The sequence below is a fragment of the Streptomyces sp. bgisy159 genome (assembly GCF_057707805.1).
On record NZ_JBYIQX010000041.1, the window covers coordinates 51764 to 65509 of the forward strand.

The 13746-nt window shown below is 74.7% G+C and carries 13 protein-coding genes and 1 pseudogene; 8 read left to right on the plus strand and 6 right to left on the minus strand.

The window, feature by feature from the left end:
• Positions 1-208: 208 nt before the first annotated feature.
• The gene (locus AC3ET3_RS29020) at positions 209-1000 is read right to left on the minus strand and encodes a CDP-alcohol phosphatidyltransferase family protein (RefSeq protein WP_432133934.1); all 792 of its coding nucleotides are present in this window, start codon (positions 998-1000) and stop codon (positions 209-211) included.
• Between the two features lie 106 nt (positions 1001-1106).
• Between AC3ET3_RS29020 and AC3ET3_RS29025 the strand changes: the two genes are divergently transcribed.
• The 5 genes and pseudogenes from AC3ET3_RS29025 to AC3ET3_RS29045 all read left to right on the plus strand — a co-directional run.
• The gene (locus AC3ET3_RS29025; protein WP_435613159.1) at positions 1107-2087 is read left to right on the plus strand and encodes a zinc-dependent alcohol dehydrogenase; all 981 of its coding nucleotides are present in this window, start codon (positions 1107-1109) and stop codon (positions 2085-2087) included.
• 116 nt (positions 2088-2203) lie between these two features.
• The gene (locus AC3ET3_RS29030) at positions 2204-2602 is read left to right on the plus strand and encodes a 6-pyruvoyl trahydropterin synthase family protein (RefSeq protein ID WP_432133936.1); all 399 of its coding nucleotides are present in this window, start codon (positions 2204-2206) and stop codon (positions 2600-2602) included.
• Entirely contained in the window at positions 2599-3795 is a 1197-nt protein-coding gene (locus AC3ET3_RS29035; RefSeq protein WP_435613160.1) for a glycosyltransferase family 4 protein, read from the plus strand. The genes AC3ET3_RS29030 and AC3ET3_RS29035 overlap by 4 nt, the downstream gene beginning before the upstream one ends.
• Positions 3792-4787 (plus strand): class I SAM-dependent methyltransferase, encoded by a 996-nt coding sequence (locus tag AC3ET3_RS29040; protein ID WP_435613161.1) that lies wholly within the window; start codon positions 3792-3794, stop codon positions 4785-4787. The genes AC3ET3_RS29035 and AC3ET3_RS29040 overlap by 4 nt, the downstream gene beginning before the upstream one ends.
• A gap of 503 nt (positions 4788-5290) precedes the next feature.
• Positions 5291-6025 (plus strand): annotated as a pseudogene (locus tag AC3ET3_RS29045) (lysylphosphatidylglycerol synthase transmembrane domain-containing protein); the annotation flags it as partial.
• A 158-nt stretch (positions 6026-6183) separates the two neighbouring features.
• Here the strand turns inward: AC3ET3_RS29045 and AC3ET3_RS29050 are convergent.
• Positions 6184-6966 carry a creatininase family protein gene (locus AC3ET3_RS29050; RefSeq protein ID WP_432133939.1) on the minus strand — a complete coding sequence of 261 codons (783 nt, stop codon included), beginning with the start codon at positions 6964-6966 and terminating at the stop codon, positions 6184-6186.
• A gap of 37 nt (positions 6967-7003) precedes the next feature.
• On the opposite strand from AC3ET3_RS29050, the gene ribA reads away from it, so the two are divergent.
• From ribA to AC3ET3_RS29065, 3 genes are all read left to right on the plus strand, one after another.
• Positions 7004-7663 (plus strand): GTP cyclohydrolase II, encoded by a 660-nt coding sequence (gene ribA / locus AC3ET3_RS29055; RefSeq protein WP_432133940.1) that lies wholly within the window; start codon positions 7004-7006, stop codon positions 7661-7663.
• 258 nt (positions 7664-7921) lie between these two features.
• Positions 7922-8107 carry a hypothetical protein gene (locus tag AC3ET3_RS29060; RefSeq protein ID WP_432133942.1) on the plus strand — a complete coding sequence of 62 codons (186 nt, stop codon included), beginning with the start codon at positions 7922-7924 and terminating at the stop codon, positions 8105-8107.
• Positions 8104-9165, plus strand: coding sequence for a saccharopine dehydrogenase (locus AC3ET3_RS29065; RefSeq protein ID WP_435613162.1), 1062 nt, complete (start codon positions 8104-8106; stop codon positions 9163-9165). Before AC3ET3_RS29060 ends, AC3ET3_RS29065 begins: the two co-directional genes overlap by 4 nt.
• An 84-nt stretch (positions 9166-9249) precedes the next feature.
• Here the strand turns inward: AC3ET3_RS29065 and AC3ET3_RS29070 are convergent, their stop codons facing one another.
• From AC3ET3_RS29070 to gnd, 4 genes are all read right to left on the minus strand, one after another.
• Positions 9250-10482, minus strand: coding sequence for a serine hydrolase domain-containing protein (locus tag AC3ET3_RS29070; RefSeq protein WP_435613163.1), 1233 nt, complete (start codon positions 10480-10482; stop codon positions 9250-9252).
• Positions 10483-10556: 74 nt separating this feature from the next.
• Entirely contained in the window at positions 10557-11969 is a 1413-nt protein-coding gene (locus AC3ET3_RS29075; RefSeq protein ID WP_432158320.1) for an MFS transporter, read from the minus strand.
• Entirely contained in the window at positions 11966-12559 is a 594-nt protein-coding gene (locus AC3ET3_RS29080; RefSeq protein ID WP_432133946.1) for a TetR/AcrR family transcriptional regulator, read from the minus strand. Before AC3ET3_RS29080 ends, AC3ET3_RS29075 begins: the two co-directional genes overlap by 4 nt.
• Positions 12560-12849: 290 nt before the next feature.
• Complete coding sequence (gene gnd / locus AC3ET3_RS29085) at positions 12850-13728, minus strand: phosphogluconate dehydrogenase (NAD(+)-dependent, decarboxylating) (RefSeq protein WP_432133960.1); 879 nt, start codon at positions 13726-13728, stop codon at positions 12850-12852.
• Between the last annotated feature and the right edge of the window lie 18 nt (positions 13729-13746).

The window sequence follows — 13746 nt, forward strand, 5'->3', positions numbered from 1 at the left end:
CTGCCGAACGGCCCCGGCCCGCACGATCCTTGACTCACCGATGCACCTGCCCAGCAGCCCCCGGGCCCCCACAACCCTTCACCCCTCGAAGCACCTGCCCACCAACCCCGGCCCGCACAACCCTCCACCCCTCGAAGCACCTGCCCGCGAGCCCCCGCGCCCCTCGAGCCGCTGCTCGGCTCCCGCCGTCACCGCCCGCCCCGCACCGTCACCGCCCGGCCAGCGCCGGCTCGACCGGGCAGCCCGCCACCCCGGCCGGGCCCGCCGTGCCCAAGGCGTCCGCCGGCACCCGCGCGGTCCGCCACAGCCAGCGCACATCCCGGCCGAACGACCACACCAGCGAGCCCAGCGCGGCCAGCACGACCGCGAAGTTCACCGCGTACGGCAGCACTTCGGCCCCGGCCAGCAGCAGGCAGATGCCCTGCAGCGCGGCGACCGTCTTACGGGCCATCGACGGCGGCAGCGGGGCGTTGAGCCAGGGCGCCACGCGCGCGGCGGCGACGAAGGCGTACCGCATGCCGCCGATCAACAGCACCCACGGTCCGAACAGGGTCGCGTCGTACACGCTGAGCACCAGGATCAGGAACGCGTCGACCTCCATGTCGAACCGGGCCCCGAGCGGGGTGGACGTGCCGGTGCGGCGGGCGACCTTGCCGTCCACGCCGTCCAGGATCAGCGCCACGGCGGTGAGCACCACCAGCAACATCACCGGCGGCGAGCTCGCGAAGGAGTCCGCGACCAGTGCCGTCACCCCGCCGACCAGGGTGGCCCGGCCGAGCGTGACCCGGTTGGCGGGACCGAAGGAGCGAGGCCGGGCGCGGTGCAGGGCCCGCGAGAGCACCGCCCAGCTGGCGACCGCGAAGACCAGCCCGGTCAGCCAGCCCACCGGACCCAAGCCGATGGCCGAACCGAGCAGCGCCAGCAGCAGGATCTGCGCACCCGCTCCCACCGCGGTCTCCTGCTGGACCAGCCTCGCGTCGTACGTGTTGTTCAGGGCCACCGCACCCCTCCGGCCGTGTGACAGAGTCGATCAACGCCGCGTATGGTGCGCGGCCTGTGCACACCTCGGTACGTGAAGACGTTCCCGTTCGTTCAGGAGGATGCGGATGAAGCGCACCGCACGCGCGTTCTGGGTCGGCCGTCCGGGAGCGGGTGAGATACGCGAGACACCGCTGACCGACCCGGCGGAGGGCGAGGTGCTGGTGCGCGCCCTGTACTCCGGTGTCAGCCGGGGCACCGAGACCCTCGTGTTCACCGGCGGGGTGCCCGAGAGCCAGCACGCCGCCATGCGGGCGCCCTTCCAGGAGGGGGACTTCCCCGGCCCGGTGAAGTACGGCTATCTCAGCGTCGGGGTGGTGGAGGAGGGGCCGGACGACCTGGTCGGCCGTACGGTGTTCTGCCTGTACCCGCACCAGACGCGCTACGTCGTCCCGGCCGCCGCCGTCACCGTCGTACCCGAGTCCGTGCCCGCCGAGCGGGCCGTCCTGGCCGGGACCGTCGAGACCGCCGTCAACGCGCTGTGGGACGCCGCCCCCCTCGTCGGCGACCGGATCGCGGTGGTCGGCGGCGGCATGGTCGGCTGCTCGGTGGCCGCACTGCTGGCCCGCTTCCCCGGCGTGCGACTGCAGTTGGTCGACGCCGACCCGGCGCGCGCCGCGACAGCCCGGGCGCTCGGCGTCGACTTCGCGCTGCCGCAGAGCGCCCTCGGGGAGTGCGACCTCGTCGTGCACGCCAGCGCCACCGAGGCCGGCCTCGCCCGCTCACTGGAACTGCTCGCCCCCGAGGGCACGGTGTGCGAGCTGAGCTGGTACGGCGACCGGCGGGTGAGCCTGCCGCTCGGCGAGGCCTTCCACTCGCGCCGGCTGACCGTGCGCAGCAGCCAGGTCGGCACCGTCTCGCCCCGCCGCGCCGGCCGTACCTACGGCGACCGGCTGACCCTGGCACTGGACCTGCTCGCCGACCCCGCCCTGGACGCGCTCGTCACCGGCGAGTGCGCCTTCGGGGAACTGCCCGAGGTGATGCCCGAACTGGCCTCCGGCCGGCTTCCCGCCCTCTGTCACCGCGTGCGCTACGCCGACGGCGCCTGACCTGAGAAAAGAGTGGGCGGCGGCTGAACACGGGGTACCGAAGAGCCGTACTAGTCGGCAGCCGCCGGCAGCAAGGGGCCGGCGGTTCCGACGCACCGCACCTGGAGGGTCGTCCGTTGTTCAGTGTCACCGTCCGCGATCACATCATGATCGCCCACAGCTTTCGCGGCGAGGTCTTCGGCCCCGCGCAGCGCCTGCACGGAGCGACGTTCCTCGTGGACGCCACCTTCCGCCGGGAGCAGCTGGACGACGACAACATCGTCGTCGACATCGGACTGGCTACCCGGGAGCTCGGCGCGGTCGTCGGCGAGTTGAACTACCGCAACCTCGACAACGAGCCCGACTTCGCCGGGGTCAACACCTCGACCGAGTTCCTCGCCCAGGTCATCGCGGACCGGCTGGCCGAGCGCGTCCACCGCGGCGCGCTCGGCGAGGGCGCCCGGGGCATCGCCCGCATCTCCGTCACGCTCCACGAGTCGCATGTCGCGTGGGCGAGCTACGAGCGTGACCTGTGACCGAGACGACCGTCGGCCGGCGCCACCGGCTGGACTACGTGCCCGCCCAGCAGGCCGGCACCGCCCCCGCCCCCGTGAACGGCGACCTGATCCCCATGGCCCTGAACACCGTGCACTTCGTGATGCCCGGCGGCGTCGACGACCTCGCCCGGCCGAGCGGCGGCAACGCCTACGACCGGCGGGTCTGCCTGGACCTGCCCGGCTTCGGCTGGCAGGTGCGTCGGCATCTCGTGGCCGGTTCCTGGCCCCGGCCCGAGGCGGCCGCCCGCACCGAACTCGCGCGTACGCTCAGCGAGTTGCCGGACGACACCGTCGTCCTGCTCGACGGGCTGGTGGCCTGCGGCGTCCCGGAGATCGTCCTGCCCGAGGCCGAACGGCTGCGCCTCGCCATCCTGGTGCATCTCCCGCTGGCCGAGGAGACCGGCCTGGCACCGCAGGTGGCCGCCGAACTCGACGCCAGGGAGCGGACGGTCCTGCGCGCCGTCCCGGCGGTGATCGCCACCAGCGAATGGGCGGTCCGCCGGCTGGTCGCCCACCACGGGCTCGCCCCCGACCGCGTCCATGTCGCCGCCCCCGGCGCCGACATCGCGCCCCTCGCCCCCGGCACCGACGGCGTGTCCCGGCTGCTGTGCGTGGCCGCCGTGACACCCCGCAAGGGACAGCACCGGCTGGTGGAGGCGCTGGCCACGGTGACCGACCTGCCGTGGAGCTGTGTCTGCGTGGGCGGACTGGACCAGGACCCGGCGTACGTCGACCGGTTGCGCGACCTGATCGCGGAGCACGGTCTGACGGACCGGCTGCACCTGGCGGGCCCGCAGGCCGGGGCCGAACTCGACGCGAGCTACGCGGCCGCCGACCTGATGGTGCTGACCTCGTACGCGGAGACGTACGGCATGGCGGTCACCGAGGCGCTGGCACGCGGCATCCCCGTGCTGGCCACCGACGTCGGCGGGCTGCCGGAGGCGGTGGGCCGCGCGCCCGACGGGGGCGTCCCCGGCATCCTCGTCCCGCCGGAGGACCCGGCCGCCCTGGCGGCGGAACTGCGCGGCTGGTTCGGCGAGGCCGACGTGCGGCGCCGGCTCAAGGCCGCCGCGCGCGGCCGCCGCGCCGCCCTGGACGGTTGGGCCACCACCGCCCGCAGCCTGGCCGGCGTCCTGCTCCGGCTCCCCAGCGAACCCCGGAGGGCGGCATGAGGAAGACCACGGCGGTACCGGCGGACGACCTCGCCGCGAGTCCCGAAGCGGGCACGGGAGTCGCCGGGCCCGGTACGGACGGGGTGATCCCCGGTGCCGGGCCGGCCGGGGGGAGCCGGGAGCGCGAGACCGTCCGGCTGCGCGAGTCCGGGCCCGAGGAACCGGCCCGGTACGCGCCCGAGTGGCTGCGGTTGCGGGAGGGGCCCGACGCGGCCGCCCGCGCTCTCGACCTGCTCGATCCGCTGCGGATCCGGCTCGCCAACATGCCCCGGCGTCCCGGCGGTCTCGTCGTGCACGACGTGGGCTGCGGCACCGGCTCGATGGGGCGCTGGCTCGCGCCCCGGCTCGACGGCGCCCAGCACTGGGTGCTGCACGACCGCGACCCCTATCTCCTGCACTTCGCCGCCGTCGCCTCGCCGCGTGCCGCCGCCGACGGCAGCGCGATCACCGTGGAGACGCGGCGCGGCGACGTCGCCCGGCTGACCTCGGACGCCTTCGCCGGCGCCTCGCTGGTCACCGCCTCGGCGCTGCTCGACGTACTGACCCGTGAGGACGTCGAGGCCCTGGCCGCGGCCTGCGTGGGGGCCGGCTGTCCGGCGCTGCTGACGCTCTCCGTCGCGGGCCGTGTCGACCTGACGCCCGAGGACCCGCTGGACGCGGAGATCGTCGACGCCTTCAACGAGCACCAGCGCCGCGACGGCCTCCTCGGACCCGACGCGGTCCCGGTCGCCACCGAGGTGTTCGCCCGGCACGGCGCGACGGTGCGCACGCAGCCGAGCGCCTGGCGGCTGGGCCCCGCCGAGTCCGATCTGACGGCCCAGTGGCTGCGCGGGTGGGTGAGCGCGGCGGTCGAGCAGCGCCCCGCGCTGGCCGCCCGCGCCGAGCGCTATCTCGCCGCCCGGCTGGCCGCCTGCGCGTCCGGCGCGCTGCGGGTCACCGTCCACCACACCGACCTCCTGGCCCTGGCCCGGCCCACGGGCGGCCCCCGGTGAGCGCGGAGGCGACCCGAGCGCGCCGCCGGGTGGGGGCCCCGGCGCCCGCGGCGGCTCCCGTCGCGGTGTCGGGCGAGCGGCGCCGCAGGCTCGTGCGACGTCCGGGGCGCACCGTGCCGGCCCCACCGCCGGCCCGGTCGCAGGCCACGGCCGCCCCGGCTTCCGGCGTGCCCCACGCGGCCTCGTCCGGGCCCCGGGGCGGCGGACCCGTCCCCCCGGTGACCGGTGTCGTGCTCCCGGCCCCGCGCGTGCCGGACGCCGTACCCACGGCTCCCGGCGCCGCACACCCGGCCCCGCGACGTCCCCGCCCCCCGGCGCCCGTCGCCGCGGTGCCGGCCGCCGCGGCGCCCGCCCCTGCCGTGGCCGCCGCCTCCCGCCCCGAGACCTCGCCGGGGGGCCGGTCGCCGGCGCGGCGGATGCTCGCGCCGCTCACCTCGCGAGCCGTGCGCACTCACGGGGGCACCGCCGCCGGAGTGCTCATCCTCGGCGTGCTCATGTGGCGCATGGGCACCGGCCCCCTGCTGGACGGGCTGCGCCGGATCGACCTGCCGACGCTGCTCGCGGCCCTCGGGATCGGCGTGGTCACCACCGTGTTCAGCGCGTGGCGGTGGGCGCTGGTGGCCAGGGGGCTGCGCATCCGCCTGCCGCTCGGACCGGCCGTCGCCGACTACTACCGCGCCCTGTTCCTCAACGCGGCGCTGCCCGGCGGCGTCCTGGGCGACGTCCACCGGGCGGTGCGGCACGGACGCAGCGAGGGCGACGTGGGCCGCGGCGTGCGCGCGGTGGTGCTGGAGCGCGCGGCGGGTCAGCTGGCGCTGGCCGCCGTCGGTGTGACGGTCCTGCTGGTCGCCCCGTCCCCGGTCCGCGCGGACGTACGCCATGCCGTACCGCTCGCCGCCCTGGGCACCGTGGGCGCGGTCGCCGTGGCGCTGGCGCTGCGGATGAACCGCCCCCTCTCGGCCGCCGCCCGCCGGGGCGGCAGGGCGCGTGCCCTGCTCGTGGAGGCACGCGAGAGTCTGCTGTCGCGGCGCAACGGGCCGGGTGTGGCCCTGTCGTCGCTGGTGGTGCTCGCCGGACACATCGCCATGTTCGTCGTGGCGGCCCGCGTCGCGGGCTCGGCCGCCTCCGCGGCCACCCTGCTGCCGCTGGCCGTGCTGGCGCTGCTGGCGATGAGCCTGCCGCTGAACGTCGGCGGCTGGGGCCCGCGCGAGGGAGTCACGGTCTGGGCGTTCGGCGCCGCCGGCCTGGGGGCGGACACCGGGCTGGCCGTCGCCGTCGTCTACGGGGTGCTCGGCTGTGTGGCCGCACTGCCCGGCGCCGTCGTCCTGGTCGTCCGCCGGAACCGGGCCGGTGCCGGTGCCGCCGACTCCGGCCCCGCGCCCGGGCCTGACGAGCGCTACCCGCGCTCGCCCCCGGCGGCATCGGGATTCCCGGACGTCAGCAGCGAGAAATACGACGCGAAGGAATCCGCCAGGCTCACCAGCAGTTCCTTCCCCTTTTCCGCGGACCCCAGGGAAGGACGGCCGATGACGCCCGAATCGGTATAGGCGGACATTCCCGTGGTGAGCAGATGACGGCGGTCGTCGGCCACGAGATCCGCGGCCTCGAACCCGGGCCGTACCACCTCCGGATCGGAGTGCAGCAGGATCGAGGTCTCGATCTCCCCGGCGTGCATGTCGGTGAGCAGGGAGGTCGTCACCCCCGCCCGCTCCCGGGCCGTCTCCCAGTCCTCCGGGGCCGGGAACAGCGCCATCCGCTCACCGCGTGCGGAGGCCTCCTGGACGACGTTGCCGAGCACGTAGTTGCCGCCGTGCCCGTTGACCACCACCAGGGCCTCGACGCCCGAGCGGCGCAGGGAGTCCGCGATGTCCCGCACCACCGCGTGCAGGGTCACCGCGGAGATGCTGACGGTCCCCGGCCAGGCGGCGTGCTCGTGCGAGCAGCCGACGGTCACCGGAGGAAGGAGGTGCACCGGGTAGCCGGCGGCGATCTCCCGCGCGACGGCACAGGCGACGAGGGTGTCGGTGGCCAACGGCAGATACGGTCCGTGCTGCTCGTAACTGCCCACCGGAAGGACCGCCACCCGCGTCGCGGCACCCGCGCCCCGCTCACGCACATCGTGCGTGGTGTCCGCCGGCAACACCCCGTACGCCGCCGACCGTATTCCCGAACCACTCATCTTTTCCCGGCCTTTCTCTTCGCTTAGGAACCAGATCATGACAGAAAAAATTGGCGTACTCGGCAAGAAGACAGCGCAGCGCACCGGTGTGGAACGCGTGGTGAATGCGCCGCTGCCCACCGTGTACGGGAAATTCCAGGCGGTCGGCTACCTGGACCACGACCGCGGTGACGAACAGGTGGCCCTCGTGTACGGCGACATCGGCACCGAGGACGTCCTGACCCGGCTGCACTCCGAATGCCTCACCGGCGACGCGTTCGGCTCCCAGCACTGCGAGTGCGGCGACCAACTCGCCGCAGCCCTGCGCGCGGTGGCCGCCGAGGGCCGGGGCATCGTGGTCTATCTACGCGGCCACGAGGGCCGTGGCATCGGTCTGCTCGCCAAGCTGCGCGCCATGGCACTGCAGGCGGAGGGCCTGGACACCGTCGAGGCGAACCTGGCGCTCGGCCTCCCCGTGGACGCCCGCGACTACTCGGTGGCCGCCGGCATCCTGCGCGACCTCGGCGTGCGCTCGGTCCGCCTGATGTCGAACAACCCGCGCAAGCGGGAGGCGCTGACCGACAACGGCATCGCCGTCACCGAGACCGTCCCGCTGCTCATCCCGCCGTGCGAGAACAACATCACCTACCTGCGGACCAAGCGGGAGCGGATGGACCACCACCTCCCGCACCTGGACGCCGTGGCGCACTGGTCCTGAACGCCCCACCCGTCACCGCGGGCGGGACACGCAGGGTCACACCTGCCCGGCCCGTCGTCATCGGCGGCGGGGTGGTGGGCACCGGCATCACCCACCACCCCACCGCCGCGGGCGTCCTGGTCGCGGAACGGGACGAGTCGGACGCTGATGAGAGCGCTCTCGCGGTGACGTCGGGGGTGTTCATGCCACTGCCGCAAGGGGGCGGCCCCGGTGAGCGCGGCGGAGGCAACTCGGGACTGCAACCTCCCGAGTGAGGCGGTGACTTCGGTATCCCGTCTTCTGTATGCGGCCGACTTCTCCGAGGGCGGCTCCCAGCGGGCACCGGCCGTCGGCGAGGTGATCCGCGACCCGCACCCCGGCCGCGTAACCTTCGTGGACGTCCCGCCCCTGAGCGCCGACCGGTCCACGGCCGACGCCCCGCGTCCGGAGGTCAACCGCGTATGACGCCCCTGCACCTGTGGCTGCGCCACGAAGTCCGCCCCACGGAGCGGCGCACCCCGATCGTGCCCGGCGACGCCCGCCGCCTGGTCGAGCGGGGCGTGCGGCTGACCGTCGAGGAGTCCCCGCAGCGGATCTTCCCCATCGAGGAGTACGAGGCCGCGGGCGCCCGCGTCGCCCCGGCCGGTTCCTGGGTGTCGGCACCGGCCGACACCGTCGTCCTCGGCCTGAAGGAACTCCCCGACGAACCAGCGCGGCTGACGCACCGCCACGTCTACTTCGGGCACGCCTACAAGCGGCAGCCGGGCGCGGCCGAGCTGCTGCGCCGTTTCACCGCAGGCGGCGGCGCGCTCCTCGACCTGGAGTACCTGGCCGACGGCCAGGGCCGCAGACTGGCCGCCTTCGGCTTCTGGGCGGGTTACCTCGGCGCGGCCCTGGCGGTCCTCCAGCACCGGGGGCGGCTGACGGCCCCGCTGCGCCCCACGGACAAGGGCGCGCTGGACGAGACCCTGCTGCGCGCCCCCGGCGACCCGGACTTCACCGCCCTCGTCATCGGTGCCCTGGGCCGCAGCGGCCGGGGCGCCCGCACCGCGTTCGCCACCGCGGGCGTCGACCCCACCTGCTGGGACCTCGCCGAGACCCGAGCGCTGGACCGCCGCACCCTGCTCGACCACGAGGTAATGGTCAACTGCGTCCTGGCCACCACTCCCGTGCCGCCGTTCCTCCGGGACACCGACCTCGACGCCCCGGCCCGCCGCCTGCGCACCGTCTCCGACGTCACCTGCGACGTCGGCTCACCCCTCAACGTGTTGCCTGTGTACGACAGGACCACCGAGTGGACCGAGCCGGTGCGAAGGCTCCACAAGGACCCCCCGCTGGACCTGATCGCCATCGACAACCTGCCGTCGCTGCTGCCGCGGGAGTCCAGCATCGACTTCTCGGCGTCCCTGCTGCCGCAGCTCCTCGCCTTCGAGACGGGCGGCGCATGGGGCCGCTGCCTCGACCGGTACCACCGGGCCCGACGGGAACTGGGCATCGTGGAGGGCGATGCGGCGGGTGAGTGAGCGGATCGATCTTGGAAGGCGGCCCGGTCCGAGCGGCCCGGTTCGAGTGGCCCGGTCCCTTCGGGCTCCGGGCCGGGGGATCGATCAGTCGACGACGGCCTCGTGCACCAGCCGCTTGAGGTCCTGGAACAGACCGAGCGGCGACCGGGGCCGCAGCTGGGTCATGAACTGCACGGTCAGGTCGCGGCCCGGGTCCACCCAGAAGGTCGTGGTGGCCACCCCGCTCCAGCCGTAGGTGCCGAGCCCGGCCGGCGCGGTCGTGCGCTCCGGGTCGATCACCACGGACACGCCGAGCCCGAACCCCACGCCGTCGTTGCCGGGTTCGTCGTGGGCCGGGCGGCTGCCGAAGGAGCGCAGGTCGGCGCCGCCGGGCAACTGGTTGGCGGTCATCAGGTCGACGGTGTCCGGCGCGAGCAGCCGCACCCCGTCGAGCTCACCGCGCCGCCGCAGCATCTCCACGAACCGGTGTACATCGTATGCGGTCGCCGCCATACCGCCGCTGCCCGACAGGAACCGGGGCCGGCCGCCACGCAGGGGCAGCCCCGGGATGGGCCGGATACCTCCCTGGTCCGTCTCGCCGTACAGTTCCGCAAGCCGTCCCGCCCGGGCGTCGCTCACCTGGAACCCGGCATCGGGCATCCCCAGCGGGCGGAAGACCCGCTCGGCCAGCACCTCGTCCAGCGGCCGGCCCGCCACCACCTCAAGGACCCGCCCGAGCACATTGGTGGCGACCGAGTAGTTCCACTGCGTGCCCGGCTCGAACTGCAGGGGCAGCGAGGCGTACACGTCGACCGTGCCGGCCAGATCGGTACCCGGCTTGACCGCCGACTCCAGGCCGGCCTCCCGGTACAGCGCGTCGACGGGGTGGCAGTGGTAGAAGGCGAAGGTCAGCCCCGCCGTGTGAGTGAGCAGATGACGGATCCGGATCGGCCCGTCCGCCGGTCGGGTGACCAGGTCCGCCCCTGAGCCCCGCACGTACACCCGCGGCTCGGCGAAGGCCGGCAGATGGTCGGCGACCGGGTCGTCCAGCGACAACCGGCCCTCCTCCACCAGCGTCAGCGCGGCGACCGTGGTGACCGGTTTGGTCATGGAGTAGATCCGCCACAGCGTGTCGGGCTCCACGGGCAGTCCCGCCGCGACATCCCGCCGACCGTACGTGGTGAGACGGGCGACCCGGCCCCCGCGCGCCACCGAGATCAGGAAACCGGGCAGCCGGCCCTCGTCCACCAGACGGGTGACATGCCGGTCCACGCGGTCCAGCGCCTGCCCGTCCAGCCCGACCTCGCCCGGGTCCACCTCTTGCCGCAGCCGTGCCATCGCTCTCCTCAGATACGTTCGTCGAGGTGGGGCCGGGCACACCGGCCGGACCCCGCCGCCACATCGTGGCGCAGTCAGCGCCGGGACGGGCCCGATTCGGCGGCGTGCCGGGTGTGGGCCGCGTCGCGCCGGCCCTCGCCCGGCCGCCCCGGCAGCGCCCGGGCCAGCGGCACGGCGACCGCCGCGCAGAGAGCCAGCACGGGCAGCGGCCATCGCGCGCCGCCGGCCGTCATCAGCACGGTCGCCACCGCCACTCCCAGAGCGGGTCCCACGTTCATCGCCGTCTGCTGCAATCCGCCCGCCACCCCCGCCGACGCCACGGGAGCCCGCCGCACGACGACATGGCTCGCCGCCACCATCACCGCCCCGAACCCGGCGCCCACCAGCGCGAAACCGACGCAGAACACCGCTGCGCCGGACGCCCGCACCGGCAGCAGGACGCCCGCCGCCACCAGGACGGCGGACACGGCCGTCGTACGCCGGGCCCCGACCCGGCGCAGCAGCACGGCGGCGGCCGGTGCGGCCGCGATCAGCAGCACCGCCAGCGGCAGCCCGGCCAGGGCGCACCCGAGCGGGGTGAGCCCCAGGTCGCGCTGGAGGGCGTACACGCCGGCGAACAGGGCGCCGTTCAGCGCCGCCGACACCGCGACCAGGACGCCCAGCGCCGCCCGCACCGCCGGGACGCCGACCACCTCCGCCGGCACCAGGGGAGCCGCGGTCCGCCGCTCATGCCGTACGAAGGCGACCGCGGCGGCCCCGGCCCCGGCCAGTGACCAGCCGGACAGCGCGACGAGGGCATGCACCAGCGCGGCGAGCGCCAGCCCGAGCAGCACGGCACCGGGGACGTCCAGCGGGGGACCGGCGGGCCGAACGCGAGATCCTTGCGAGGGCCGCTGCATCGAGTCGCGCGCGGGCGCCGGTTCCCCGGCCGGCGGCCCGGGCTCGGCGAGGAACAGCAGCGCGAGGACACCGAACAGCAGCGCCGGTCCGACCTGGACGAGGAACACCGATCGCCAGCCGAACCCGGTCGCCAGCGCCCCGCCGAGCAGGGGGCCCGCGGCCGCCGCCACCCCGATGGCCGCCGTCCGCGCGGCGAGCGGCCCGCGCAGCCGGTCGGGCGGGAACGCCGCCCGCAGCATCCCCAGCGTGGCCGGCTGCAGCAGCGCCCCGAACACTCCCTGCACGACCCGCAGTGCGACGACCCAGCGCACGTCGGGCGCCACCGCGACGCCCGCCGACACGGAGCCGAAACCGAGCATGCCCGCGGCGAACGTCCGCCGGTGCCCGTAACGGTCGGCGAGCCGCCCCGCGAACACCAGCAGCCCCGCCACGGCGATCAGATACCCGGTGCTCGTCCACTGCGCCTCGGCGTAGGACGCGCCCAGGTCCTGCCGCAGGACCGGCTGGGCGACGGTGAGCACGGTGCCGTCGAGAGCGACCACCACGGCACCGGCGATGCTCGCGGCCAGGACGAGCGGGCGGTTCACCCGTGTGCCTCGGGGCCGAGGTGCGCGGTCAGCGCCGCGTCCAGCAGCGGGGTGATCTCCTCAGTCCCGGCGGCGAGTTGGAGACTGCCCCAGCGCCACAGCTGGGCGAGGCCGTGCAGGTTGGCCCACAGCGCGGCCGCCACTGCCCGCGCCGCGGCGTCGGGCCGGACGCGCCCCACCAGGTCCACCAGCGCCTGGAACAAGGGCAGGCTGGTCTCCCGCAGCCCCAGCCGGTCGCCGCTGACCAGCAGGTCGTGACGGAACATCAGCTCGTACATGCCGGGGTTGGCGGCGGCGAACTCCAGGTAGACACGGGCGAGTTCGCCGATCGCCGAGCGAGGTGGTCCGGGGTGGCCGGCCAGGACCCGCTCGGTACGGGTGCCGAGGTCGGCGAAGCCGCGTCCGGCGATGGCCGACAGCAGCTCGAGGTGGGTCGGGAAGTGGCGGCGCGGCGCGCCGTGCGAGACGCCCGCCCGACGGGCGATCTCGCGCAGCGTCAGCGCGCCCGCCCCCTCCCGGGCCACCAGATCCACACCCACCTCGACGAGGCGCTCCCGCAAACCGGCCTCGGAATGTCGTCCCTCGTTCATGTGGACACTGTCCACCAAGGGGGTAGACAGTGTCTACTCCCTGTCGTCTTCGTCGACCCGGGCGGCACCCGTCGGCCCCAGGCACCAGTCGGGGCGGGTGCGGTGCGGGGCGCGGCCGGGGAGGAGCGGGGCGAGGGCCTCGGCCTACTGCTCTCCCCGCGGGGTCGGGGGCAGGTCGGTCCAGCTGGTGTGCCGTCCCGACGCGCTCGCCTCCGTCTCCCCGTCGGGGCACCTCCCGCGCCCTTCAGGCAGTGGGGGAGGACCGGCAGGAGATCCCCCCGCGGCCGGGCCTACTTCTTCGACTCGACGGCGTGCCCGCCGAACTGGTTGCGCAGTGCGGCGACCATCTTCATCTGCGGGGAGTCCTCCTGGCGGGAGGCGAACCGCGCGAAGAGCGAGGCCGTGATGGCGGGCAGCGGCACGGCGTTGTCGATGGCCGCCTCCACCGTCCAGCGTCCCTCGCCGGAGTCCTCAGCGTAGCCGCGCAGCTTCTCCAGGTGCTCGTCGTCGTCCAGGGCGTTCACGGCGAGGTCGAGCAGCCAGGAGCGGATGACCGTGCCCTCCTGCCAGGACCGGAAGACCTCGCGGACGTTGTCCACGGAGTCGACCTTCTCCAGCAGCTCCCAGCCCTCGGCGTAGGCCTGCATCATGGCGTACTCGATGCCGTTGTGGACCATCTTGGAGAAGTGCCCGGCGCCGACCTTTCCGGCGTGGACATAGCCGTACGGGCCCTCGGGCTTGAGCGCATCGAAGATCGGCCGGAGACGGTCCACGTGCTCCTGCTCGCCGCCCACCATCAGGGCGTAGCCGTTCTCCAGGCCCCACACGCCGCCGGAGACGCCCGCGTCGACGAAACCGATGCCCTGGGCGCCGAGTTCGGCGGCGTGCTTCTCGTCGTCGGACCAGCGGGAGTTGCCGCCGTCGACGACGGTGTCCCCGGCCTGGAGCAGCCGGCCGAGTTCGTCGACGACGGACTGGGTGGCGGTCCCGGAGGGCACCATCACCCAGACGGTGCGCGGCGCTTCCAGCCGGTCGACGAGTTCGGCGAGGCTCGCCACGTCGGAGACCTCGGGGTTGCGGTCGTAGCCCACGACGGTGTGGCCCGCGCGGCGGATCCGCTCACGCATGTTGCCGCCCATCTTGCCGAGGCCGATGAGTCCGAGCTGCATGGTCTGGCTCACTTCCTG